General features: G+C 70.8%; 20 protein-coding genes, 1 tRNA gene, 1 other RNA gene and 1 riboswitch. Of the genes, 4 read left to right on the top strand and 18 right to left on the bottom strand.

All coding sequences use genetic code 11. The features are described from left to right. Window positions 1-17: 17 nt before the first annotated feature. From RF645_RS04910 to RF645_RS04855, 12 genes are all read right to left on the bottom strand, one after another. Window positions 18-500 carry a hypothetical protein gene (locus tag RF645_RS04910; protein WP_058872011.1) on the bottom strand — a complete coding sequence of 161 codons (483 nt, stop codon included), beginning with the start codon at window positions 498-500 and terminating at the stop codon, window positions 18-20. A 34-nt stretch (window positions 501-534) separates the two neighbouring features. Then, window positions 535-648, bottom strand: a riboswitch (SAM riboswitch). A 61-nt stretch (window positions 649-709) separates the two neighbouring features. Continuing rightward, window positions 710-1,132: a hypothetical protein gene (locus tag RF645_RS04905; protein ID WP_058872012.1), complete on the bottom strand. Its 423-nt coding sequence runs from the start codon at window positions 1,130-1,132 to the stop codon at window positions 710-712. A 167-nt stretch (window positions 1,133-1,299) separates the two neighbouring features. Next, a complete protein-coding gene (locus RF645_RS04900) occupies window positions 1,300-1,992 on the bottom strand; it encodes a 2Fe-2S iron-sulfur cluster-binding protein (RefSeq protein WP_058872013.1) in 693 nt (230 codons plus the stop codon). A 71-nt stretch (window positions 1,993-2,063) separates the two neighbouring features. Beyond that, window positions 2,064-2,876, bottom strand: coding sequence for a succinate dehydrogenase (locus RF645_RS04895; RefSeq protein ID WP_058872014.1), 813 nt, complete (start codon window positions 2,874-2,876; stop codon window positions 2,064-2,066). Between the two features lie 56 nt (window positions 2,877-2,932). Next, a complete protein-coding gene (locus RF645_RS04890; protein ID WP_058872015.1) occupies window positions 2,933-4,354 on the bottom strand; it encodes a glycosyltransferase family 39 protein in 1,422 nt (473 codons plus the stop codon). Between the two features lie 101 nt (window positions 4,355-4,455). Then, window positions 4,456-4,794 (bottom strand): response regulator transcription factor, encoded by a 339-nt coding sequence (locus RF645_RS04885; RefSeq protein WP_058872016.1) that lies wholly within the window; start codon window positions 4,792-4,794, stop codon window positions 4,456-4,458. Between the two features lie 80 nt (window positions 4,795-4,874). Further along, window positions 4,875-5,396: a GNAT family N-acetyltransferase gene (locus RF645_RS04880; protein ID WP_058872017.1), complete on the bottom strand. Its 522-nt coding sequence runs from the start codon at window positions 5,394-5,396 to the stop codon at window positions 4,875-4,877. A 176-nt stretch (window positions 5,397-5,572) separates the two neighbouring features. Further along, on the bottom strand, window positions 5,573-7,876 hold the full coding sequence (gene purL, locus RF645_RS04875; RefSeq protein WP_058872018.1) for a phosphoribosylformylglycinamidine synthase subunit PurL: 2,304 nt from the start codon (window positions 7,874-7,876) through the stop codon (window positions 5,573-5,575). Continuing rightward, window positions 7,873-8,616, bottom strand: a complete 744-nt coding sequence (gene purQ, locus RF645_RS04870) for a phosphoribosylformylglycinamidine synthase subunit PurQ (RefSeq protein WP_082331098.1) — start codon at window positions 8,614-8,616, stop codon at window positions 7,873-7,875. Before purQ ends, purL begins: the two co-directional genes overlap by 4 nt. Before the next feature lie 55 nt (window positions 8,617-8,671). Further along, window positions 8,672-8,929: a phosphoribosylformylglycinamidine synthase subunit PurS gene (locus tag RF645_RS04865; RefSeq protein ID WP_006213974.1), complete on the bottom strand. Its 258-nt coding sequence runs from the start codon at window positions 8,927-8,929 to the stop codon at window positions 8,672-8,674. Between the two features lie 167 nt (window positions 8,930-9,096). Then, a complete protein-coding gene (locus RF645_RS04860; protein WP_006213973.1) occupies window positions 9,097-9,753 on the bottom strand; it encodes a response regulator in 657 nt (218 codons plus the stop codon). Continuing rightward, window positions 9,750-11,525, bottom strand: a complete 1,776-nt coding sequence (locus tag RF645_RS04855; RefSeq protein ID WP_040560447.1) for an ATP-binding protein — start codon at window positions 11,523-11,525, stop codon at window positions 9,750-9,752. The genes RF645_RS04860 and RF645_RS04855 overlap by 4 nt, the downstream gene beginning before the upstream one ends. A gap of 194 nt (window positions 11,526-11,719) precedes the next feature. On the opposite strand from RF645_RS04855, the gene RF645_RS04850 reads away from it, so the two are divergent. Together RF645_RS04850 and RF645_RS04845 are read left to right on the top strand one after the other, a co-directional pair. After that, window positions 11,720-13,129: a CitMHS family transporter gene (locus RF645_RS04850; RefSeq protein ID WP_006213970.1), complete on the top strand. Its 1,410-nt coding sequence runs from the start codon at window positions 11,720-11,722 to the stop codon at window positions 13,127-13,129. 124 nt (window positions 13,130-13,253) lie between these two features. Beyond that, a complete protein-coding gene (locus tag RF645_RS04845) occupies window positions 13,254-13,721 on the top strand; it encodes a universal stress protein (RefSeq protein ID WP_006213969.1) in 468 nt (155 codons plus the stop codon). Between the two features lie 4 nt (window positions 13,722-13,725). On the opposite strand, the gene RF645_RS04840 is transcribed toward RF645_RS04845, so the two are convergent. The 6 genes from RF645_RS04840 to ffs all read right to left on the bottom strand — a co-directional run bounded on the left by RF645_RS04840 (window position 13,726) and on the right by ffs (window position 20,980). Continuing rightward, entirely contained in the window at window positions 13,726-14,082 is a 357-nt protein-coding gene (locus tag RF645_RS04840) for a Rieske 2Fe-2S domain-containing protein (protein ID WP_006213967.1), read from the bottom strand. Beyond that, entirely contained in the window at window positions 14,079-15,110 is a 1,032-nt protein-coding gene (locus RF645_RS04835) for a 3-methyladenine DNA glycosylase (protein ID WP_368818683.1), read from the bottom strand. Before RF645_RS04835 ends, RF645_RS04840 begins: the two co-directional genes overlap by 4 nt. 52 nt (window positions 15,111-15,162) lie before the next feature. Beyond that, window positions 15,163-16,455: an aspartate kinase gene (locus tag RF645_RS04830; protein ID WP_006213964.1), complete on the bottom strand. Its 1,293-nt coding sequence runs from the start codon at window positions 16,453-16,455 to the stop codon at window positions 15,163-15,165. Between the two features lie 81 nt (window positions 16,456-16,536). Then, complete coding sequence (recR, locus tag RF645_RS04825; protein ID WP_006213963.1) at window positions 16,537-17,133, bottom strand: recombination mediator RecR; 597 nt, start codon at window positions 17,131-17,133, stop codon at window positions 16,537-16,539. A gap of 60 nt (window positions 17,134-17,193) precedes the next feature. Beyond that, a complete protein-coding gene (locus RF645_RS04820) occupies window positions 17,194-20,799 on the bottom strand; it encodes a DNA polymerase III subunit gamma and tau (protein WP_058872021.1) in 3,606 nt (1,201 codons plus the stop codon). A gap of 84 nt (window positions 20,800-20,883) precedes the next feature. Continuing rightward, window positions 20,884-20,980, bottom strand: an RNA gene (ffs, locus tag RF645_RS04815) — signal recognition particle sRNA small type. Between the two features lie 130 nt (window positions 20,981-21,110). Between ffs and RF645_RS04810 the strand changes: the two genes are divergently transcribed. Both RF645_RS04810 and RF645_RS04805 read left to right on the top strand, forming a co-directional pair. Then, window positions 21,111-21,195: transfer RNA gene (locus RF645_RS04810), tRNA-Ser, on the top strand. Window positions 21,196-21,390: 195 nt separating this feature from the next. Then, complete coding sequence (locus tag RF645_RS04805; protein WP_161937536.1) at window positions 21,391-23,289, top strand: LTA synthase family protein; 1,899 nt, start codon at window positions 21,391-21,393, stop codon at window positions 23,287-23,289. The last annotated feature ends 293 nt before the right edge of the window (window positions 23,290-23,582 follow it).

Raw genomic sequence — 23,582 nt, 5'->3', positions numbered from 1 at the left:
GTCGCCGAGGGCCCCGATCAGCGCTGACCGACGGCCTTCAAGCAGTGCCTTGCCGCTGTGATCGGGTCCTCCAGGTGGTTCATGCGCTCGATCCACAGGGCCCAGACCCTCAGGTCGTAGGCGACATCCGGGTCGTGCTCCTGGTCCTGGCGCATGACGATCAACGTCACCAGCATCTCCCAGGCGCTCTCCGGGGTGTGTCCGAGAGCGCGGGCGGCCCGAGCCACCTCCGGGGCATTGTTCACGTTGGGCAGGTTGCCGAAGCGCCACACGCTGTGCGCGCAGGCCATGACGGTCGTTGAGTGGCCCTTGCGGGGGAGGAGGAACAGGACTCTGCTCCACTCCCGGGCCTCCCGATCTCCGAAGTCGATCCACCGGTGGTTCGTGCGCGGCGGCACCACGGGTGCCTCCGGTGCGAGGTGCAGCGGCACGTTGTAGGGATGCAGATGCTCGAGATCGGAGCGCTTCGACTCCAGTGCTTGGTGCAGTGCGTCGGACATGAGGTCCTGCCTTCCGGGCCGCGCAGCGCGACCCCGTCGAGTCTTGCCTCAGCGAGTGCGCTGAGGCCCGTTCTGCTCTGGAAGCACCCGGGAATCGAGTTCGGGTTGCTGCGCGGCCGGCCAGGCCCGTGAGGCCGCGCTCTTGAACGTGTCCTGAAATTACAAGAAGGCTCCGACAGCACAAGCCCCATGACGCGGTGGTGCCGTGCTCACAGCACCAGGACCTGCGGCAGGACGCCGAAGATGACGGCGAGCACGAGCGTGAGCAGATGCAAGACCAGGAAGACGGTTGCGGCAGTCTTCACCCCGGAGGACGGGTACATCTCGCGCGGCATGCGGATGCGGGGGTAGATGGCCAGCGCCGCACCCAGGATCGCCGGGGCGCCCAGGGGCAGGAACGCGACGAGCATGGCAGCGACCAGATCGGCGGTGCCGCCGAAGTCGGGCTCCGTGACTGTGGACGCGGCGCCGATCGAGAACAGGATCGTGAGCGGGGAGAGCAACAGTGCACCGGCCAGCACGAGGATCGTGAGCACCAGAGCGGTGACGGCGCTGCCGGGCGCGGAGGGCCTCGGGGACCAGGTGGCCTGCGGGTAGGCGTAGGGCTGAGCCTGCGGGATATAGGGGTGCATCGTGGACTCCTGGTCGAGCGGGAGAGGTGAGTTGCTGATGCAAATATATGACCCCGCCCGAGTGTTCGCAACTGCGAATGCTAAGGGGCGCGCAGGCGTGTAACTACAAGAATCCCGGAGGCGCACTCCGGCGCCGCAGCGCCAGGCCGCCGCCGCGGCCTGGCGACTCAGCGACGACGGCGCAGATGCTCCCTCGCCACTGCCGAGAGATTCTCCAGCGGCAGCCCGGCGGGGCAGACCTCGGTGCAGTCGCCCAGGGTGGAGCACGGCCCGAAGCTCTCCTCGGCGGCGTCGAGCACCTTGCCGGAGCGGGTGCGGCGGTCGTCGTCGTCCTTGGCCAGCGGGGGGAGCTCGGTGAGCAGCGAGCCCACGAACAGCTGGCCGGAGCCGTTGGGGCAGGCGGCCACGCAGGCCCCGCAGCTGATGCACCCGGCCTCGGTCAGTGCCTTCATGCCCACGGGGCCTCCGGCGGCCTTGACCACGGTGCGCAGCGCGGCCTTCTTGTCCACGGACAGGTCCTTCTTCACGGGGAAGGCGGCTGCGCGCAGCGGCTCGATCCGCACGCGCTCGCCGTCAGTGAAGGCCGCAACCTGCTGCTGGCACGAGGCCCGGTTGAGCTGGGGGCCGTGGGCCACGCCGTCGACCGTGACGCCGCACTTGCCGCAGATGCCCTCGCGGCAGCCGTCGTCGTAGGAGATCGGCTCCATGCCCTCGGGCAGCTGCTCGTTGAGCAGGTCGAGCAGCTCCAGCACGGTCGTCTGGGGGCTCACGCCGGTGACGGTGTGGGTCTCGAAACCGCCCTCGGACTCGCCGTCGGCCTGGCGCCAGACCTCGACCTGCAGGGTGCCGGTGATGCGCATGGGACTCCTTCGGTGCCCTCGCGCCGGGACCCGGTCGCGGAAGGCGGTGTTGCAGTGCGGGGGAGGACGGCTCAGCGCACCAGGCGCAGGAGCACGGCCACGGGGATGGAGGCGTTGCCCAGGGCCACGCCGGTGCCGACCAGCCGCCCGGCCAGCTCGAAGCGCTCGCGGGCACCGCGCTGGGCGGACAAGCCGGTGTCATTGCCGATCTGGACCAGGCCCTGGGAGGTGTGGGCGGCCAGCGCCAGCATGGCGGCCAGGTACAGCCCGGCCACGGGCGGGCGGCGCAGGGATGCCACCAGGTTGTCGTAGGCGGCACCGGGCTCGTGACGGCGCGAGGCGGCCGGCCGCGTGCCCAGCGTGAGATCCGCCAGGTGGAAGGCCGTGAACAGCCCCAGGACGGTGCCGGTCGAGCGCATGGAGCGCTTGAGCCTCTGCCAGCGGGTGCGCCGACGACCCTGCGGCAGCGGCCTGGGCTGAGCGGCAGCACGGCGCTCGGAGGCCTGGGCGCGCACGGTCAGCACCGCCGCGCAGCTCAGGTGGGTCAGCGCATCGGCCAGCAGCACGACCCGGAAGGCCCACAGCACGGTGCGCCGCGGCAGGACCGGCGCCCCCAGCGTGCGCAGGTGGTGGGCGTAGGAGTCGAAGCGGCCGCGTCCCAGGTAGACCTGCAGATTGCCCAGCATGTGGATCACGGTGTACCCGGAGAGCACGGCGCCGCTGGAGGCCATGGCGAGCTTCACGTCCGGGGTGGGCGGGAAGCGCTCGGAGGTCTCCAGGGCCCAGGCCCAAAGACGACCGGCGGACTCCTCGAGGGTGCGCCGCGTGGCAGGTGAGACCGCGGAGAGGACTCGCTCGGTCTCGGCACGGAGGTTCTCGGTCATGGGACAACAGCCTAGGGCGAGGGGCGCCTCCGAGGTGACGACGGTATGACGCCGAGTTACCCGGCAGCCGGGGCCGGGCACTCCAGCAGGGTGATCCGGAAGCGGGTGCTGCGGTCCTCCTGCGTCTGCTCGCAGCCGTTGTCCCGCAGGTGGGACAGCACGGTGTCGTGGAACTTGTTCTCCTTGTTGGAGACCACGGAGGTGGCGCCGACGGTGTCGATCTCCCAGGACTCGTAGCCGGGGCGGTTCAGCCCGTAGAGGTTGTCCGCGCTGATCCGGTCCTCCTGGAGCATGGGATCGGCGATCTCGTGCTCCGGCGGATAGGCGAGCAGGACGCCGCGGTTCGACCGGTCCATGAAGATCACGGTCTCGCTCCGGGCGACCAGAGCAGATGCCGTCGCGTAGTTGTCACCGCCCTTGGCGTCCCATGTGTTCTGCCCCAGCAGCGACGGGACGGACAGCCCCAGCAGGCCCGCGCTCAGCACCGCCGCCGCGGGTCGCCATCGGATCGTGGCCAGGGACGCCGTCAGGGCCAGGACCAGGAACGGGGTCGCATAGGTGAAGTAGCGCTCCTGGAACAGCTGCTTGCCCATCATCTGGGCCAGCAGAATGCAGGCCATGGGGAACAGGGGAAAGCTCAGCAGCCACAGGACGAGCCGGCGGCCGGGACCGCGCAGGAGGCCCGCGGCCAGGATCAGCGCGATCAGTCCCATGAACCACGGAGCCAGCTCGAGGGCGACGTCGTTCCACGGCTCACCCCGATTCCCAGGACTGATCGGAACGGTGCGCAGGAGAATCCTCCTGATCACACTGCTCACTGTCAGGTCGATCCAGCTGATCTGGCTGCTCTGGGACAGGGCGCTCAGCCCCAGCGGGAGCACCAGACCGGTGGTGCCTCCTGCCGCGATCAGGACCTTCAGGAACGGACGACGTCCCCAGGCCAGGGCTCGCACGAGGTAGAGCACCACCGCGGAGGCGGCGTACATGGAGAATCCGACGGCGGCGGCCTGCAGCACCGCGAAGCCCACCAGCGCCGCCGTGCCTCCGCGGTCGCGGAAGCGCTCGAAGCACCACAGCGCCGCAACGGAGGCGAGGACGGCCATGGCATAGCCGCGGGCTTCCTGGCCTGCCCAGGACAGACCGGGCAGGACGGCGAAGAGCAGACCGGCGATCAGCCCGCTCAGCAGCACCCGGTCCGGGAACCAGCGGCGGGCATAGGTCATGGCCACCTGGGTGATCAGCGGTGCGGCGAGCGTCAGGGCCAGCGCCGACGGGGTCCGCATGGCCAGCTCGGAGGTCCCGAACAGTGCCACCCACGGGTGCATGAGGACGTAGTACAGGCCGTGGACGGCGTCGACGTCCTGCAGCAGGCGCAGCAGGGAGCCGAAGGGCCTGTTCGTGGCCGAGATGGTCGCGGCCTCGTCGAACCAGAACTGAGGGACGGTCATGCCCCAGAAGGCGACGGCGGCGGTGAGCACGGTCGCCAGGACGGGCGGCAGCAGCAGCGAGCGGTCTGCGGAGGTCTCGGCGGCGATCTGGGGGGTGGTCCTGCGACTTTTCGCGTTGGGGGCCGACGTGCTCAGATCCAGCCCTCCTCGCGGGCGTGCAGCGCGAGCTGGAACCTGTTGCAGGCCCCGAGCTGCGAGCCCAGCTCCATGAGCATCCGCCGCAGCTCCGCCAGCTCCAGGCCCAGGCGACGGGCCGCGAACTCGTCGTCGGCGCCCTCGGCGAGCAGGTGCAGCAGCTCCTGCTGCTGCGGGGTGGGGAAGATGTCGTCCAAGTCGTCGTGATCGACCGGAGGGTGCGCCTCCTCCTTGCGGCCGCGGTGATTCAGGGCCGAGGTGATCGAGACGACGACCTCGTCCTTCGGCGCTCTTCTCCCGTTGGAGGGATGCAGATCACGCGACAGGGGAGTCATGCCTCACATCATGGACCCGGCGGGGTCCGAATGCCATATCGATGACGACGACCCCGGGCAGGCGCGCCGAGCGGCCGAGCTCATGGCTGCGACGGGGCATAGCGGTACTCGGCCTCGGTGCCTGCGGATTCGACCGCTGCGAACCCGCTGCGCTCCAGGAACGGTCCCAGGCTGGCGTGGTTGTCCGGGAGGGAGGCGCGGATCGAGGTGACGCGCGGATCCTGCAGGCCCAGTTCCACCAGGCGGGGCAGGGCCTCGGTCGCGTAGCCCTGTCCGGTGCACGACGGCACCAGGAAGCCCTCGATCTCCAGGGCCTCGTCGATGGGCGGTGCGGACCACCCGGCGATGCCGATGATCAGTCCGGTGCTGCGCTGCACGCATGCCATGGGGGAGTACAGGGACTCCGTGAAGAAGAACTCCCCGGAGTCCTGCACGGCCTGCAGGACGTCGCGGGCGTCCGGAGTGGGGAACTCCGGGTGGAACTGCGGGAGGCGCTCGAACCGGCAGGCCGCCTCGACCTCCTCGCGGGTCAGCGGGCGCAGCTCGAGCCGCTCGGTGGTGATGCTGTGCGCATCCAAGGGGCTCGTGCTCTCGACGGTCACGGCGGCTACCTCCGTTGCCTCGACGGACTCGAGATCTGTCGTCCGGCGTCCGGGACGGACGCGCTGCGACCGGACTCGGAGCGAATCCGTCTCAAGACTGTTTCCTGGGCATGAGTCTACGGCAGCGGCGCCCGGCCGTCCCTTCCCGGGGCGGCCGGGCGCCGCAGGGCACGACCTCAGCCGAAGTGGCGCGGGAGCGTGGCCTCGTGGGCCTCGCGCAGGCGCTCCAGCGGGACCTCGGCGTGGCCCATGAGGTCCAGGGACTTCGACTGCGCGTCCACCACGCCGATGCGCGCGAACTCGTAGCCGCGCATGGTGCACATGTCCTTGAAGCGCACCTCCTCCGAGCGCGGCACGGACACGACGGCGCGGGCCTGCGACTCGGAGAACAGCATCGTGAAGGCATCCAGGCCGTCGCGCTCGCAGACCTCGCCGAGCCCGATCCGCGCACCGGTGCCGAACCGCAGGCACATCTCGGACAGGGTCGCGGCCAGGCCGCCCTCGGAGACGTCGTGGGCGGAGTCGACCATGCCGTCGCGGGACATGTTGATCAGCAGCTCGCCCAAAAGGCGCTCGCGCTTGAGGTCGACCTGCGGGGGCTGCCCGCCCAGGTGGCCGCGCACGCGCGCCCACTCGGAGCCGTCGAGCTCATCGGCGGTGGTACCGAGCAGGTAGATCGCCTGGCCGTCTGCGGTGTCATCCCAGCCCGACGGGGTGCGCCGGCGGACGTCGTCGAGCACGCCCATCATGGCGACCACGGGGGTGGGGTGGATGGCCTCGTCGCCGGTCTGGTTGTACAGCGAGACGTTGCCGCCGGTGACCGGCACGCCGATCTCCAGGCAGCCGTCGGCCAGGCCGCGCACGGCCTCGGCGAACTGCCACATGACCTCGGGATCCTCGGGGGAGCCGAAGTTCAGGCAGTCGGAGACGGCCACCGGGCGGGCGCCTGAGGTGGAGACGTTGCGGTAGGCCTCGGCCAGGGCCAGCTGGGCGCCGCGGTACGGGTCCAAGTAGGCGTAGCGGCCGTTGCAATCGGTGGACAGGGCCACGCCCAGCCCGGTCTGCTCGTCCACGCGGACCACGCCGGCGTCGTCGGGCATGGCCATGGCGGTGTTGCCCTGCACGTAGCGGTCGTACTGATCCGTGATCCATGCCGTGGAGGCCATATTCGGGGAGCTCATCAGCTCCAGGACGGCCTCGCCGAGGGCCTCGCCCTCCGGGCGACCGGTGTCGGCCGAGGAGCCCGTGAAGCGGTCCGCCTGCACGGCGTCCGTGCGCGCGGGGCGCTGCATGGGCCGCTCGTACACGGGGCCCTCGTGGGCCACGGTGCGCGGGTCGACGTCGACGATGACCTCGCCCTGCCAGTCGATGACCAGACGGCCGGTGTCGGTGACCTCGCCGATCCAGGAGTACTCGACCTCCCAGCGCTCGAGCACCTCCTCGAAGGCCGCAGCCTTCTCCGGGGTCACGACAGCCATCATGCGCTCCTGCGACTCCGACATCAGGATCTCGCCCGGGGTCAGCGACGGATCGCGCAGCAGCACCGCGGACAGGTCCACGTGCATGCCGCCGTCGCCGTTGGAGGCCAGCTCGGAGGTCGCGCAGGAGATGCCCGCAGCGCCCAGGTCCTGGATGCCCTCGACCAGGCCGTCGCGGAACAGCTCGAGGCAGCACTCGATGAGCACCTTCTCCGCGAACGGATCGCCCACCTGCACGGCGGGGCGCTTGGACGGCTTGGTGTCGTCGAAGGACTCGGAGGCCAGCACCGAGGCGCCGCCGATGCCGTCGCCGCCGGTGCGCGCGCCGAAGAGCACCACGCGGTTGCCCGCGCCCGAGGCGTTGGCCAGACGCAGGTCCTCGTGGCGCATGACGCCCACGGCCAGGGCGTTGACCAGCGGATTCGCCTGGTAGCAGGCGTCGAACTCGACCTCTCCGCCGATGTTCGGCAGGCCCAGCGAGTTGCCGTAGCCGCCCACGCCGGCCACGATCCCGTGCACCACGCGCTGGGTGTCCGGGTGGTCGATCTCGCCGAAGCGCAGCGGATCCATCACGGCCACCGGGCGGGCGCCCATGGAGATGATGTCGCGCACGATGCCGCCCACGCCCGTGGCCGCGCCCTGGTAGGGCTCCACGTACGACGGGTGGTTGTGCGACTCGATCTTGAAGGTCACGGCCCAGCCGTCGCCGATGTCGGTCACGCCGGCGTTCTCGCCCATGCCGACCATCAGGTCCTTGGTCATCTCCTCGGAGACCTTCTCGCCGAACTGGCGCAGGTGGACCTTGGAGGACTTGTAGGAGCAGTGCTCGGACCACATGACCGAGTACATAGCCAGCTCCGCCGCGGTCGGGCGGCGCCCCAGGATCTCGACGACGCGGTCGAACTCGTCCTGCTTGAGCCCGAGCTCGGCCCAGGGCAGCTCGGTGTCGGGGGTGGATGCTGCGTGCTCGACGGTGTCGAGCTGGAACTGCTGCTCGCTCATGCGCGGGAGCCTCCGTTCACGATCGAGGTCAGCGCGGAGACGAAGATGGCCAGGCCATCGGCCCCTCCGCGCATGGGGACGGTGCCTGCGGCCGAGGAGTCCGGTCCGAAGCCGGGCTCGATCGCGTGCTCCGGGTGCGGCATGAGGCCCACGACATTGCCCGCCGCATTGCGGACGCCGGCGATGTCGTGGCGCGAGCCGTTGGGATTGCCGTCGAGGTAGCGGAAGACAACGCGGCCCTCCTCCTCGAGCATGCGCAGGGTGTCGTCGTCGCAGACGTACTGGCCGTCCTGGTTCTTCAGCGGGACGACGATCTCCTCGCGGGGCTGGTACAGCGAGGTCCACGGGGTGTCGGTGGACTCCACGCGCAGGCGCTGGTCGCGGCACACGAACTTCAGGTGGTCGTTGCGGATCATGGAGCCCGGCAGCAGGTGGGCCTCGGTGAGGACCTGGAAGCCGTTGCAGATCCCGAGGACCGGCAGACCGCCGTTCGCCGCGTCGATCAGACGGGTCATCAGCGGCGCGAAGCGCGAGATCGCTCCGGCGCGCAGGTAGTCGCCGTAGGAGAAGCCGCCCGGCAGGATCACGGCGTCGACGCCCTGGAGGTCGTCGTCGGCGTGCCACAGGCGCACCGGGGTGCCGCCGGCGATCTCCACGGCGCGCATGGCGTCGCGGTCATCGAGCGTGCCGGGGAAGGTGATGACGCCCACGCGGACGTCGCGCAGGCGCTGATCGGGCATGGCCTGGCCGAGATCGGCCACCAAGGGGGTCTCGAAGGAGTTCTGGGTCACCGGCTCAGACCTCCTCGTCGATGACGGCCACGTTCACGACGTCCTCGATCACCGGGTTGGAGAGCATGGTCGCGGCGGCGTGGCGGGCTGCCTCGAGCTGGTCCTCGGTGACCTCGCCGTCGACCTCGAGCTCGAAGCGCTTGCCCTGGCGGACCCCGGTGAAGCCCTGGATCTCCTGGTGGGCGAACGCCCGGATGATCGCCTTGCCCTGGGGGTCCAGGATCTCCGGCTTGGGCATGACGTCGACAACGATACGGGCCACGGGCACTCCTCGTGATGCGGGGCTGATGTGCGGTGCTGCCAGGCAGCGGCGGCAGCGAGGGCGCCGGATCACCCGGATGGGGTGAGGCGACGGCGGCTGCCGGAACGCCTCCGAGTCTATCCGCGCTGCGCGGGCGGGGCGCACGGCGGCGACCGGCGCCTCTCGGCTCAGGCGGGGGCGGCGTAGAGGTGCTCGGGGCGCCCCGCGCTGCCGTAGCGCAGCGACACCGTGACCATGTCCTGCTCGGCCAGCCTGACCAGGTGGCGCTGAGCCGTGGCCCGGGAGACCCCGATCGCCTCGCCCACCTGCACGGCGGGCAGGGGCCCCTGGGCGCGCTGCAGCGCCTCCAGGATGCGGGCGGACGTGCTCCCGGCCCGGCTCTCCGGGGAGGCGCCCGCGCCCCCGGCGTCGTAGAACCCGCGCAGGGCCCGGTCCAGCCCGGCCTGCGAGAGGCGCTCCTGCTCCCACACCCTGCGCAGACGGGCGTAGCGGCGCAGCAGGCTCGTGAGCTGCTCGGAATCGAACGGCTTGAACAGGCAGGTCAGGGCGCCCGCCGACAGCGCCGCGCGGACCACCTGGGCATCCGTCACCGCGGTGAGCAGGGCGGCATCCACCGAGGTCTCCCGGATCAGCTGGGTCCCGGTGCCGTCGGGCAGGACCTCGTCCGCCAGCAGCAGGTCCACGCCGCCGGCGGCGAGCACCTTCCGGGCGCTGCGCAGATCGCGCACCGGCTCGAGCGCGCGGAACCCGGGGGTCTGCTCGACGTACCGGCAGTGCAGCCGCCCGACGTAGACGTCGTCATCGAGGACCAGGACATCGATCATGGCTGCTCTCCTGTGCTGGTCGATCGGCTCTCGGACTCGCCCGCCGACGGACGCAGCACGCCCGGCAGCAGCAGCCCGAAGGCGGCTCCGCCGAGCTCCGCGTCGCGGGCGGCGGCGACCCACAGCTCCCCGCCGCGGCGCCGGGCGGCCCGGCGGCACAGGGCCAGGCCGATGCCGTGGCCGTGGGCCTCGTCCGGCTCCTGTGCTCCGGCCTCGGGGTCTGCGGGGGCGGGTTCCTGTGCCCCCGGGCGGCCGGTGACCCCTTCGGCGAACAGGATGCCGGTGTCCGCCGCCGCGTCCAGGCCCGGGCCCGAGTCGGCGACGGTCGCGTGGAGGTCCTGCCCCGCGCTGAGCAGGTGGACCTCGACGATGCCCTGCAGCTGCTCGGGGAGGTCCTCGGCGGCGGTCGTGGAGCGCGGAGCGTCCACCACGGCCCGCACGGCGTTGTCGATGAGGTTGCCCAGGATCATCGTGACATCCTCCGGCTCGGCCAGCGGGCTGAGCACGAGCGACTCCGGCGAGACCCGCAGCAGGACGCCGGCCTCCGCGCTGAGCGTCCCCTTGGCCTCCAGCAGCGCTCGCAGATAGGGGTCCTCGAGGGCCTCGATGCCCTCGACCGGGGCGGCGATCGGCCCGGAGCGCAGGATGCGGCGCAGGTAGTCGCCGGCCTCCTCGCCGGCCCCCGTGTCCACCAGCCCCAGCACGGTGTGCAGGCGATTGGCGAACTCGTGGCGCTGGGTCCGCAGCGCCTGGGCCATGGCCGTGACCGACTCCAGCTGCCGGCCCATGGTGAGGATCTGCGTCTCGTCCTGCAGCGTCACCACGGCCCCCATCTCCACCGCTCCGCGGCGCACGGGCACCGTGGTGATCAGCAGGATGCGATCGCCCACGCGGTGCCGCCCGCGCACGGGGCTCAGATCCCCGGCATGGGCGGCGTCGATGGCCCGATGCGCGCCCCGGGCGATCGGCTCGGGGACCGGCCCGTCCTGCTCCGCCCACCCGAGCATGCTGCGAGCGCGCGCATTGGACAGCGTCACGGCCCCGGAGGGCGAGAAGCCGAGCACGCCGTCGTCGAGCCCCTGGAGCACGGCCTCCTGGTGGCGGGCCATGTCCGCGAGCTCCTCGGGGCCCACGCCCAGGGTCGCCCGCTCGAGCCGCCGCACCAGCGCCAGGGAGACCGCAGCGCCGATGCCCAGGGCCGCAGCGGCCACGAGTCCCGCCGCGAGGATCTCGCGGCGGATGTCCGCGCCCTGCACCGAGGAGCTGATCCCCACGGAGACCAGGCCGACCACGCTGCCGTCGTCCTCGCTCGAGTAGACCGGCACCTTGGCACGCACCGTGGAGCCGAGCGTGCCCGTCTGCTGGTACACGTTCTCCTCGCCGGCCAGCGCGCGATCGGGGGAGGTGGACAGGTGCTGGCCGATCTCGGCGGGGTCCGGATGGGAGAGGCGGGTTCCGTGGATGTCGGCGACCACCACGAACTCGACCTGGGCGCGGCGGCGCACCTGCTCGGCCTGGGCCTGCACGGGGCCCTCGCGCAGCACCTCGACGTCCAGACGGTCCTGGGCGGAGGCCTCCGTGACCTCCTGGCGCAGCTGGGGGTCCTCGGCCAGGGTGCGTGCTGTGGACAGCGCATGCGTGGCATTGGTCTGGGCCACGGCGCGCGATCCCAGCCAGGCCGAGGTGGTCGCGGACAGTGCCAGGACCAGCACGATCACGCCCAGCTGCGAGACGAGCACCCGTCGCGCGAAGGATCGGGGCTGTCGCGGCATGGGCCCAGCGTAGTGCGCAGCACACCTGCGAGCACAATGCGCAGAAGGCGGGCAATGAGAAGAACGCGGTCTGTGCGCACAACCGCGCCAGGTCGCCGCGGCGATCCCTACGGTGCAACGAGCATCACATCCGACCCCACTGGGTCGGGCCGCACCGAGCGCTGCGCAGCACGCCAGCAGAAGGAGGAGCCCCGGTGACCGTCATCCTCGGCTTCGCCATGATCGTCGTCTTCATGACGCTGATCATGACCAAGAAGCTCTCGCCCATCCTGGCGCTGATCCTGGTCCCCACGATCTTCGGCCTCTTCGCCGGAGCGGGCCTGGGCATCGGCGACATGGTCATGGAGGCCATCGCCTCGATGTCCTCCACGGCGGCGCTGCTGCTGTTCGCCATCATCTACTTCGGCATCATGATCGACGTGGGCCTGTTCGACAGGCTAGTGGACGTCATCCTGCGGCTGGCCGGCCATGACCCGCTGCGCGTGGTCATGGGCACGGCCCTGCTCACCGGCGCGGTCTCCCTGGACGGCGACGGCTCCACGACGTTCATCGTGGTGACCGCTGCCATGCTGCCGATCTACCGCCGGCTCGAGATGTCGCCGGTGGTGCTGACCTGCGTGGCCGGCCTGATCAACGGCACGCTGAACATCGTGCCGTGGGGCGGGCCGACCGCCCGTGCGGCCTCGGCGCTGCAGCTGGACCCCAACGAGATCTTCGCGCCCATGGTCCCGTCGCTGATCGTCGGCCTGCTGCTGGCGCTGGGCTTCGCCTGGTTCATGGGGCTCTCCGAGCGGCGCCGCCTCACCGCCGCCGGCGTGCAGTGGGCCCGCGGGGCCGGCGGCTCGGTCGCCGCCGCCTCCGCCGGGTCGACGGGCGGTCCGGCCACCCGCGCCCTCGTCATCAACCAGACGAGCGAGGAGCCCCAGGCAAGCTCGACCGGCACGTCGCTGGCGGAGACCGCCCTGGACCCGAACCGCCCCACGCTGCGTCCGCACCTGCTGTGGTTCAACCTGGCGCTGACCGTCGTGATCATGGTCCTGCTGGTGATCGACATCATGCCCCTGGCCTACCTGTTCATGCTCGGCACCGTCGTGGCCCTGATGGTCAACTTCCGCACGGTGCGCGAGCAGCACGAGGAGCTGGCCTCGCATGCGTCGTCGGTCATCACCGTGGTCGCCATGGTCATGGCCGCCGGCGTGCTGACCGGCGTCATGAGCGGCACCGGCATGGTCGATGACATGGCGCAGTGGCTCGTGGACGTCATCCCCGCCGCCTGGGGGCCGTACCTGGCGGGCATCACGGGAGTGCTGTCGATCCCCATGACGTTCTTCATGAGCAACGACGCCTTCTACTACGGCATCCTCCCGGTGCTCACCGAGACCGCCTCGCACTACGGCATCTCCTCGGCCGACATGGCGCGGGCCTCCATCACGGGCCAGCCCGTGCACCTGCAGTCCCCGCTCGTCCCGGCCATCCTGCTGCTGGTCTCTCTGGCAGGCGTGGAGCTGGGCGATCACCACAAGAAGGTGCTGTGGCGGGCTCTGTGCGTCTCGCTGGCGATGCTCGCGGTGGGCATCCTCGTGGGCGTCATCGCCTTCGGCTGAGCCGCAGCATGGCTCCGGGGCCGCCGCCCGGCCCGAGTCCCATGCTGCGCCCGAGCCCGTGCGGGTCTCGGACGCAGCGTCCTCGCAGGCCCTTCAGACACATCGCACGAACAGGAGCAGGACCATGGCAGATCTCTACTCGCGCAGCGCACCGGATGCGCCGCAGCCCTCGCTGAGAGTGTCCTCCTCCGAGGGCATCGACCGGGCCGAGCGCACGGTCGTGCTGGCTCACCGGTCGGACTCCTCCCCGGCGGTCCTGCAGGCGGGCATCGATGCCGCGCAGCATCTGGGGGCCGCGCTGCGAGTGGTGCACTACGCCCACGACATGACGGCGGGGCCGACTGCCGAGCCGGAGATGATCCAGCGCATCAAGGAGCTCTCCCGCCCGATCCTGGAGGCTGGGATCGAGTTCGAGATCCAGCGCGCCGGCGACGGCGTGGCCGATCAGGTGCTCGAGCTCGCTGAGGACCACGCCGCCGCGCTGCTCGTGCTGGCGGTGCGGCGCCGCTCGCCGCTGATGAAGCTCTTCCTGGGCTCGAGCGCCCAGCGCATCCTGCTCGAGGCCTCCTGCCCGGTGCTGACGCTGCGCTGAGCGCTCAGCCTCCGGAGGGGTCCTCGATCTCGATCCAGCCCTCGACCAGCTGGTGCGGCACCCGCCGCAGGTCCTTGGCCGGATCCGGAGGGGCCTGCCGCCCGAGAGCCAGGGCCAGGCGGGATCCCTCGAACGTGCCGGCGGGGGAGAAGACCCAGTAGTGATTGGGGCACTCGAAGCTCTCGGCCCGGCCCGAGGCGGCGCGGCAGACGGTCGCGCCCTGGTGCGGGCAGACGTTGTGCAGGACGTGCAGCCCCTGATCGTCGCGCGCCACGAGCAGCGCTGCGCCGCCGGCGCGCAGGGTCACGAAGTCCCCGGGCCGCGCCACGGCGGAGGCCTCGAGCAGGCGGATCGTGGTCATGCGAGCTCTCCCGGGGCGGTGGGCCCGGGACCGCCGGGTGCGTCGGCGCGGTGCGTGCTGGGGCCCTGCGCCTGCGGAGCCGGCAGCTGCTCGCGTGCCGCCAGCAGCCAGGAGGTGGTCTCCAGGAGGCGCTCCCGCAGCGGGGCCGCGCGCTGGGCGAAGGAGCGCTGACGGCGCACGTACTCCGCCTTGCCCTCCGGGGTCTCCACGGCGACCACGCCGTAGCCCCATTCCGAGAGGTCGTACGGGGAGGCCTCCATGTCCGTGGCCCGGACCTCCAGCGCGAGCTCGAAGCAGTCGGCGATCAGCTCGGAGGCCACCGCTGGGGCCAGCTTGTACGCCCACTTGTAGAGGTCCATGGTCGCGTGCAGGCAGCCGGGCTGCTCCAGGTCCCGCTGGGTCTCGCGAGTGGGCTGCAGCTCGTTGAGCGGGGCGGCCTCCGGGGCGAAGAAGCGGAAGGCGTCGATGTGGGTGCACCGCAGCCGTTCGGCCTGCACGACGGCGTCGGTGCCCTCCGCGCCCAGTCGCAGCGGCAGCTGCTCGTGGCGCACTCCGTGCACGCGGGCGTTGTAGGCCATGGCCCATTCATGCATCCCGAAGCACCCGAACTGCCCGGCTCTCGAGGCCGTGCGCCGCACGAGCATGTCCACGAACTCGACCGCGCGTCCGCGCGATTCCAGGAATGCGGCGACGTCGACGGTCGCAGCACCGTCGTCGGCGCTCAGGCCGAGGGCCTCGGCCTCCGTCGCGGTCACGGTGCGCCAGTAGCGCTGCTCGGCCATCTCCGCGGCGTCCAGCAGCACGACGCCCGGGCCAGGATGCCAGCGCTCCAGGCGGCCGGGGGAGTGCGAGTAGTAGGTGAACAGGAAGTCGTCCACCGGGTGCTTGAGCTGCTGGCTGCGGCGCTCGCGGAAAGGCTCCGTCCAGGGGCTGACCCGCTGCAGGTGAGCGGCCTGTCGGGCGTGCCACTGCTGGGGCTCGAGCACCTCCACGGCGCCCAGCAGCCGGCCACGGGAATCAGCGGGCATTCTGGTCCCCGGGGTGCGAGGGCCCGTCGCGGTCACTGCGCAGATGCTGGGCTCAGCGCCCGGTGCCGCCGTAGACGGCGGCGTCCTGCTGGGAGTCCAGACCGAAGGCTGAGTGGACGGCGCGCACGGCCTCGTCCAGGCGGTCGGCGGCGGTCACCACGGAGATCCGCACCTCAGAGGTGGAGATCATGTCGATGTTGATGTCGTGCTCGGCCAGGGCGTCGAAGAACGTGAAGGACACGCCCGGGTTGGACTTCATGCCCGCCCCGACCAGGGAGAGCTTGCCGACCTGGTCGTTGTACTCGAGGCTCGCGTAGCCGATCTTCTCCTCGGCCGCGCGCAGCATGGACATGGCCAGATCGCCCTGGGTCTCCGGGATCGTCACGGACAGGTCCGTGGTCTTCTCGTCCGAGACTGAGACGTTCTGCACGATCATGTCCACGTTGACCTTGGCATCGGCCAGGAGCCGGAAGATGCCGGAGGCGATCCCGGGGCGGTCGGGGACGCCGACGACGGTGATCTTGGCCTGGGTGCGGTCGTGGGCGATTCCTGCGATCAGCGGCTGTTCCAAGGGGATCTCCTGGGTGTGCACAGAGACGGTCGTGTCATCGGGGCTGGGGATGACCCAGGTGCCCTCGTGGTGGGTGAAGGATGAGCGGACGTGCAGCTTCACGCCGAAGCGGCGGGCGTACTCGACGCAGCGCAGGTGCAGGATCTTGGCGCCGTTGGCCGCCATCTCCAGCATCTCCTCGGAGGAGATCTCCTCGAGCTTGTGCGCCTTGGGCGCGATGCGCGGATCCGCGGTGAAGACGCCGTCCACGTCCGAGTAGATCTCGCAGACGTCGGCGTCGAGCGCGGCCGCCAGGGCCACGGCCGTGGTGTCCGAGCCGCCGCGGCCCAGCGTGGTGATGTCCTTGGTGGCCCGGTGCACGCCCTGGAAGCCGGCGACGATCGCGATGTTGCCCTGGTCCAGGGACTCGCGGATGCGCTCGGGATTGACCTCCACGAGCGAGGCCGCCCCGTGGTCGCCGTCCGTGATCATGCCGGCCTGCGAGCCCGTGAAGGACTGGGCCGGTGCGCCGTAGGCGCTCACCGCCATGGCCAGCAGGGACATGGAGATCCGCTCGCCGGAGGTCAGGAGCATGTCCATCTCACGGGCGGGCGGCTTGGGCGCCACCTCGTTGGCCAGGTCGATCAGCTCGTCGGTGGTGTCGCCCATGGCGGAGACCACCACGACGACGTCGTTGCCGGCATCTCGGGTCTCCACCACGCGACGTGCCACTCGACGGATGCTGGCCGCGTCTGCGACCGACGATCCGCCGAACTTCTGCACGATCAGGCTCATCTGTTCTGGCACCCCCGGCTGGTTCTGGCTGCTTGTCTGCCGAGGCTCCTCGGCGGCATTCGTCCCAGTCTATCGGCCAGCTCAGCTGACCGCGGTACGGCCCTCGAACGCCCGGCCCAGCGTGACCTCGTCCGCGTACTCCAGGTCTCCGCCCACGGGCAGCCCCGAGGCCAGGCGGGTCACCGTGATGCCCAGGGTCCGCAGCATGCGCGCCAGGTAGGTGGCGGTCGCCTCGCCCTCGAGGTTCGGGTCGGTGGCCAGGACGATCTCCTGGACGGTCTCGTCCGAGAGCCGGGTCATGAGCTCGCGGATCCGCAGCTGATCAGGGCCGACGCCGCCGATCGGATTGATGGAGCCGCCGAGCACGTGGTACAGCCCGCGGAACGCTCGGGTGCGCTCGATGGCCATGACGTCCTTGGACTCCTCGACCACGCAGATGACGGTGCGGTCGCGACGCGGATCGCGGCAGATGCTGCACTGCTCCTGCTCGGAGACGTTGCCGCAGGTCTCGCAGTGCTGGACCCGCTCCTTGACCGCGATCAGGGCATCGGCCAGCGACTGGACGTCCGAGCGCTCGGCATCGAGCAGGAAGAAGGCGATGCGCTGGGCGGACTTGGGGCCCACACCGGGCAGGCGACCGAGCTCATCGATCAGGTCCTGGACTGCGCCTTCGTACACGGATCACTCGTTTCGACGGTTTCGATGGGGCGGGTGCGCTCCAGGAGGGACGACGGAAGCTCAGATGCCGCTCTGATGCGGGATCTCCTCCAGCAGCCGCCCGCCGAGGATGCGCTCGATCAGCGCCCGCGTGCTCTGGTCCGTGTTCTCCACGGCCTCGTCGTCCTCGCTGGGCGAGAACGTCGCCTCCGAGTCTAGGTCCGGGGCCGACGACGCAGCCCGGCTCGGCTCGGCGCTGCGCTCAGCGGCGGCGAAATGTGCCGCGTGGCGCTCCCGGAAGCTCTGCTTGCGCGGCGCAGCGGGCGCTGCCGATCCCGATGAAGGCGCTGCGGCTCCGCCCGCTGCGGCGCCCGAGGGAGCGGACGCCGAGCGTGCTCCTGCAGAGGGGCGCCACTGCTCCGGCGGGGCATCCTCCTGGGGCGGCTGCTGCGGGGACTGCTCCTCCGATGGAAGGTCCTGCGGCGGCTGCTCCGAGACGGGCTCTGCGGAGTGGCCCGGGGTCTGTGCCGGCGTGCGGAAGGACCCGGGGCGGGCGGAGTCCTGCTGGGAGGTCGGCTCGCCCGGCTCGACGGACGGCGCGAGCGTCTGCGCTGCCGGTCCGCCGGAGGTGTGCTGCGGATCCGTGTCCGCGCCGTGCCCCGCGCCGGAGCCGGCCGCCGCGCGCGACGGTGCCCCGCGGTAGCCGGGGTCCTCGAAGGGCGGCTCCTCCTCGGGGGGAGCCTCATCCGGCCAGGGGATGTCGTCGTACGGGCTGGCGGGCACGATCGGATCCGGCGACGGGTCCTCGCCGCGCCGACGCTGAGCCGACCTCTGTGGCTGCCGCCGGGGTGCAGCCTGGTCCCGGTTCTCGGCCGGCTGGTGGGGAGGGGCCTGTTCGCGCGGTGCTGCCTGCTCCCGGGCCGCTGGCGGCGGCTGGGAGGCTGACGGCTCCTGGGGGTCCTGCGAGGGCGAGAACGGCTCGACGGATTCCGCCCACGCGGCGCGGGCGTCCTGCGTGGACAGCGGTGCGCTCTCGGGCTCCGGCCGAGTCTGCTCCGGGGACTGCGCCGACGGCGGGGCTGAGGCCGCCTCCTGCGACGCCTCAGAGGCCGAGTCCTGGCGGGTGCTCTCCTCCGGTCCGGCCGGTGTCGGGGCAGCTCCCGTGGGAGCCGGATCTGCCGGGGCCTCGGGAACCTCGGGCTCGGTGCCCTGGGCGGGACCATCGGGTCCGGCAGGGGCGGCCTCCACCGGATCCGAGGTGGGGATCGACGCCACAGCCCAGGTCGTCACCTCGGCGGAGTCGTCCTGCTGAGGGGCCGACTGCTCGGCCTCCTCCTGAGGGGCCTCGTCCTGCGGGGTCAGGCTGCCGGGCTGCCGTCGGGGTTCAGCGCGCTGAGACGGCTGCTCGCGCTGGGGCGGTCGCTGACCCTGGGCGGGGAACGGCCGAGGGCCGGTCGCCCGGCCCCCGTCATGCTGCGCTTCCTCCCGGTCATCGCTGGGTCTGCCCCGCGGCTCGCCGCCGTGCTGTGCTGGAGTGCTTCGTCCCGAGCCGCGCTGCTCGGGGCCCTGCTGCCCGGACTCGGTCTGCGCGTTCGCGCTCGGGCGGCCCGGACCACCGGGCCCGTTCGAGCTCGGTCCGCCGGGTCCTGCGCCGCGGGGCCCGGCGGAGCCCGGAGCGCCGGGGGCGGATCCGCCCGGACCGGCAGTGCTGGGGCCGACGCCGCCCGGCCCGCTCGAGCCGGACCCCTGCGGAGCTGCGCCTCGAGGTCCGCCGGAGTCATGCCGGGTCCCCCCTCCGGGACCGACGGCCTCCACGCGGCAGGTCACGCCGATGACCTGCTGGATCGCCTGGACCAGGTTCGGCTCGAAGCGCGGGAAGTTCTTGCGGTCGCCCTCGGCATCGAACATCAGCTGCAGGACGGAGCCGTCGAAGGCGATGGGGGTTCCGCGCATGGTGGTCATCCACGAGACGCGATGGATCTCCGCCAGGGCCGAGATGATCTCGGTCCAGGAGCTGCGGATCATGTCGATCTCGCCGCCGCTGGCGGGGCCGCGGGAGGCGGACTCATCCGCGTGCGGCGGACGCTGAGGCGTCTGATCCGGGGCGCCGGCAGGCTGCTGGGGAGCCTGTGGCTGCGCCTCGGCGCGCCGTGGCCCCGACTGCTGAGACCCTGACAGCTGGGACACCGACTGGGGGCCATCCTGCGCGGGCGCAGAGTTCCCCGAGGATCCGGACGACTCGCCGCGAGTCTCCGGCTGGCGACCGCGGAACTTCCCGAAGCCGCCTTCGGCCGCAGCGAGCGGATCCGATTCCTGCACCTCGGGCTGGGCCGGGGCAGGAGCCTCGGAGGCAGTGTCATGCTCCCCTGCGGGGGTGGAGCCGCTGTGCGCGTCGGTGTCCTCGGCAGCGGGCTGGACGGGCCGGGGCGGCTCGGGCTGAGGAGCCGGTGCCTGCTGCGGGGCGCCGGAGGAGGCCTGCTCCTGCGGCACATCCACCAGGGGCCCGGTGGGAGCGCCGGTGCGCCCGATGTTCAGGCGTCGCTCGAGGCGATCCACGCGCACGCCGACTCCGCGGGTGGTGTTCTCCGCCGAGGGCAGCAGCAGCCGGGCGCACAGCAGCTCCAGGTGCAGCTGCGGGGAGGTGGCCCCCACCATCTCGGTCAGCGCCTCGTTGGTGATGTCCGCGCAGCGCGAGAGCTCCGAGGCGCCCATCTGATGTGCCTGATTGCGCAGGCGGGCGATCTGGTCCTCCGGGGTCCCGTGGAGGATGTTGCCCGCGTTCTCCGGCACGGCGTCCACGATCACGAGGTCGCGGAAGCGCTCGAGCAGATCCTCCACGAACCGCCGCGGATCCTGTCCTGTCTGGATCACGCGGTCGACGGCGCGGAACACCGTGGCGGCGTCGCCGGAGGCGAAGGCGTCGACGACGTCGTCGAGAAGGGCCCCATGGGTGTAGCCGAGCAGCGAGCTGGCCAGGTCGTAGCTGATCTGATCCTGGTCGGTGCCGGCCATGAGCTGATCAAGCACGGAGAGGGAGTCGCGCACGGAGCCGCCGCCGGCGCGGACCACCATCGCCTGCACGCCGGGCTCCACGCCCACGCCCTCCTGCTCGCACAGGGCGCTGAGGTACTCCATGAGCGGCTCGGGCGGGACCAGGCGGAACGGGTAGTGGTGCGTGCGGGAGCGGATGGTCGGCAGGACCTTGTTCGGCTCCGTGGTGGCGAAGATGAACTTGATGTGCTCCGGGGGCTCCTCGACGATCTTCAGCAGCGCGTTGAAGCCGTCGCGCGTGACCATGTGGGCCTCGTCGATGATGAAGATCTTGTACCGGTCCCGGACCGGGGCGAACGTGGCGCGCTCGCGCAGCTGGCGGGCGTCGTCCACGCCGCCGTGGGAGGCGGCGTCCATCTCGATGACGTCCAGGGAGCCGGCGCCGTCGCGGGCCAGATCGCGGCAGGACTCGCACTGCCCGCAGGGCGTGGGCGTGGGGCCCTGAGCGCAGTTGAGGCAGCGCGCCAGGATGCGCGCCGAGGTGGTCTTGCCGCAGCCTCTCGGACCGGAGAACAGGTAGGCGTGGTTCACCTTGTTCTTGCGCAGCGCGGTCATCAGCGGCTCGGTCACATGGGACTGACCGATGACGTCCTCGAACGTCTCAGGGCGGTAGCGGCGGTACAGGGCGGTCGTCACACGGACACTGTAGCGACGGGCTCCGACGTCCTGAGCGGCGGAGTCGGTGCGGTGGATGACTGGGTTCCGGGTGCGATCCGGGCATGAGAAGACCCCTCGTGCACCCGTCAGAGCTCAAGTGCCCTTGCTGCCTTCCGGCCCTGGGGGAGTTCCTCAAGATGACGCCGCACGAGGGGCTGTCGAAGAGTGTATCGGACCGGTGCGGGCGCTGTGAAACCCTGCTTCCCATCCCGAGGATTTCCACCGTCGGGTGCGCATGGTCTAGGATAGTCCCTGCATGTTCGCGCCCTGCGGTGCGACCGTGCAGCCGAGGAGGATTCGCCTAGCGGCCTATGGCGCACGCCTGGAACGCGTGTTGGGTTAACGCCCTCGGGGGTTCAAATCCCCCATCCTCCGCCGTCGGGAAGCCCCTTCGCTCAGCACAAGCGCTGATCGAAGGGGCTTTCTTCATGCTCGATTCCAGCTGGGCTGACCGGCAGGCCCTGAGCTGCCGAGAAAGCATGTGCGAACGCTCAGATGTGATCCACGCCGTCATCGGGTGTGACGAATCCGGTGAAGATGAACGGAGTCTTTACAGATACCGTGTCCTGCATGAACAGCACGACACCCCCCGAAGACGCCCCCGCCCCCCGCCCTCGCTGGACCGGGATCGTCGGCGGAGCGGTCGTGATGCTCGTGCTGTCGGCGATCTGCGCGTTCATGCTGCAGAGCTCGGCGCGTGTGGAGGACGACACCTTCGGGCACCTCGTGGAGCTGACGTCGCCGTTCGACGTCCTGGTGATCTTCGTGCTGATGTCCTTCGTCTGGCTGCTGATCGGACGGTTCTGGTGGTCGGTCGGCATCGTCACCGCGGCCCTGGCGATCCTGGCGGTGGCCAGCAAGCAGAAGCTGATGATCCGGCAGGAGCCCGTGTTCCCCAGCGACATGGAGTTCGTGGGACAAGCGGGCTTCCTGCTGTCGATGGTCACGGGCCAGATGATCGCGGCGGTGGTGATCGGCCTCGTCGTGCTGGTCCTGGTGATCGTCGTGATCGGGAAGCTGATGTCCCGGTGGTTCCCGCGCCCGCGCCTGCGCCGCGCGGAAGGCGGAGTCCACAAGCGCTACTTGGGGCTGCGCATCCTGGGAGTGATCGTGACCGGTGCCCTGCTGATCCACACGGTGAGCTTCAATTCCGAATCCAACATGTGGCGTGCGCTCTACGACACGAATGGAGAGGACTGGGGCAACTCGAGCCAGCTGTACAACTACCGCGTCCACGGCTTCGTGGGCGGGTTCCTCTACAACATGCCGACCGATCCCATGGATGAGCCCGAGGGCTACGACGAGGCCGCCATGTCCGATCTCGCCGAGCGCTACGAGGGCCGTGCGGAGCAGATCAACGCCGACCGCGACGGCTCGCTCGAGGACACCAACGTGGTGGTCATCCTCTCCGAGTCGTTCTCCGATCCCACGCGCATGGACGGCGTCGAGCTCGACGAGGACCCGATCCCGCAGACCCGCGACACCATGGAGGAGACCCTGTCCGGGACCATGTACTCCAACTCCTACGGCGGAGGCACCTCCACCATGGAGTTCGAGTCGATGACCGGTGAGCCCGTGGGGCTGTTCCGCCAGCAGGCGAACTCGCCGTACCAGAACTTCGTCAGCGACCTGGACGGATACCCGTCGGCTGCGGGCGCCTTCGAGGAGATGGGCCACGTCTCCGTGGCGATCCACCCCTACAACCTGCACATGTACAAGCGCCCGGCGGTCTACGAGAACTTCGGCTTCGACCGGGTGATCAACGAGGACAATATCCAGGAAGACGACCACCTGGGGCGCAGCCCGTACATCAGCGATGCCTCGGCCTTCGACGAGGTGCTCCACCAGATGGACACCACCGACGAGCCCGTGTTCACGAACCTGGTGACCATGCAGAACCACGGTCCGTACTTCGACTTCTACGACGACCCGATCGGAGTCGAGGTCGCCGACGGCTCGGACACCGGTCAGCTCAGCCAGTACGCCCGCGGCCTGCACAACACCGATGACGCGATGGCCGAGTTCCTGCAGCAGCTGCGCGAGGGTGACGAGGAGACGATCGTGGTCTTCTACGGCGATCACCTGCCCGGCGTCTACTCGGATGAGCTGCGCGCGCAGAACGACCCGGAGACCAGCCTGCAGACCCCGTACTACGTGTGGAACAGCGAGACGGATCAGACCTCCGAGGGCACCGTGACCACTCCGGCCATGTTCCTGCCCAAGATCTACGAGGTCGCCGACGCTCCCGTCACGCCCTACCTGGCACTGCTCGACGACGTGAACGGGTCCATGCCGGTGATCCAGCGCGAGCGCATGCTGGATCCGCAGGGCGAGGAGCTGGATCCCGAGAACCTGGACGAGACGCGAGCGGATCTGCTCCAGGACCTGAAGCTCGTGCAGTACGACTTCTCGATCGGCGAGAGGTACGTGGTGGATGAGATGTGGCCGGGGGCAGTCCAGCGGCAGTGAGGGGCCATCCCGGCGGCGAATGATTCGGCATCGGGGTGGGGCCACTTCGGGTCACATCGCAGCCGGGTGGAGTGAGGGGCCTGTTTCCCCTGGTCAGAGGCTTGTAGGGTCCGTCGGGGCTCTGTCCAGCCCATTCCCAGCCACTGGCCAGCGTCCCTGCCCGGACGCGGAAGGGGGCCTCTCCCATGCCCACGAACCGATCTCGCGCCCGCCATCGGGCCGCACCTCGAAACCGTCCGCTGCTCCCGGGGGCGCGCAGACTCGCAGCGCTCGCCGCGGCGGCGCCCTCGTGG

Source organism: Kocuria sp. CPCC 205260 (assembly GCF_040981045.1).
Classification (GTDB): domain Bacteria; phylum Actinomycetota; class Actinomycetes; order Actinomycetales; family Micrococcaceae; genus Kocuria; species Kocuria palustris.
Note: the sequence above shows the minus strand (reverse complement) of the source record. Positions and strands in the feature narration are given on the sequence as shown.

What these genes read in the sequence shown, in the direction of transcription:
- RF645_RS04910 (WP_058872011.1), bottom strand. Translation starts at nt 500, where the DNA reads ATGTCCGACGCACTGCACCAAGCACTGGAGTCGAAGCGCTCCGATCTC.
- RF645_RS04905 (WP_058872012.1), bottom strand. Translation starts at nt 1,132, where the DNA reads ATGCACCCCTATATCCCGCAGGCTCAGCCCTACGCCTACCCGCAGGCC.
- RF645_RS04900 (WP_058872013.1), bottom strand. Translation starts at nt 1,992, where the DNA reads ATGCGCATCACCGGCACCCTGCAGGTCGAGGTCTGGCGCCAGGCCGAC.
- RF645_RS04895 (WP_058872014.1), bottom strand. Translation starts at nt 2,876, where the DNA reads ATGACCGAGAACCTCCGTGCCGAGACCGAGCGAGTCCTCTCCGCGGTC.
- RF645_RS04885 (WP_058872016.1), bottom strand. Translation starts at nt 4,794, where the DNA reads ATGACTCCCCTGTCGCGTGATCTGCATCCCTCCAACGGGAGAAGAGCG.
- purL (WP_058872018.1), bottom strand. Translation starts at nt 7,876, where the DNA reads ATGAGCGAGCAGCAGTTCCAGCTCGACACCGTCGAGCACGCAGCATCC.
- purQ (WP_082331098.1), bottom strand. Translation starts at nt 8,616, where the DNA reads ATGCCCGATCAGCGCCTGCGCGACGTCCGCGTGGGCGTCATCACCTTC.
- RF645_RS04860 (WP_006213973.1), bottom strand. Translation starts at nt 9,753, where the DNA reads ATGATCGATGTCCTGGTCCTCGATGACGACGTCTACGTCGGGCGGCTG.
- RF645_RS04855 (WP_040560447.1), bottom strand. Translation starts at nt 11,525, where the DNA reads ATGCCGCGACAGCCCCGATCCTTCGCGCGACGGGTGCTCGTCTCGCAG.
- RF645_RS04845 (WP_006213969.1), top strand. Translation starts at nt 13,254, where the DNA reads ATGGCAGATCTCTACTCGCGCAGCGCACCGGATGCGCCGCAGCCCTCG.
- RF645_RS04840 (WP_006213967.1), bottom strand. Translation starts at nt 14,082, where the DNA reads ATGACCACGATCCGCCTGCTCGAGGCCTCCGCCGTGGCGCGGCCCGGG.
- RF645_RS04835 (WP_368818683.1), bottom strand. Translation starts at nt 15,110, where the DNA reads ATGCCCGCTGATTCCCGTGGCCGGCTGCTGGGCGCCGTGGAGGTGCTC.
- RF645_RS04830 (WP_006213964.1), bottom strand. Translation starts at nt 16,455, where the DNA reads ATGAGCCTGATCGTGCAGAAGTTCGGCGGATCGTCGGTCGCAGACGCG.
- RF645_RS04805 (WP_161937536.1), top strand. Translation starts at nt 21,391, where the DNA reads ATGAACAGCACGACACCCCCCGAAGACGCCCCCGCCCCCCGCCCTCGC.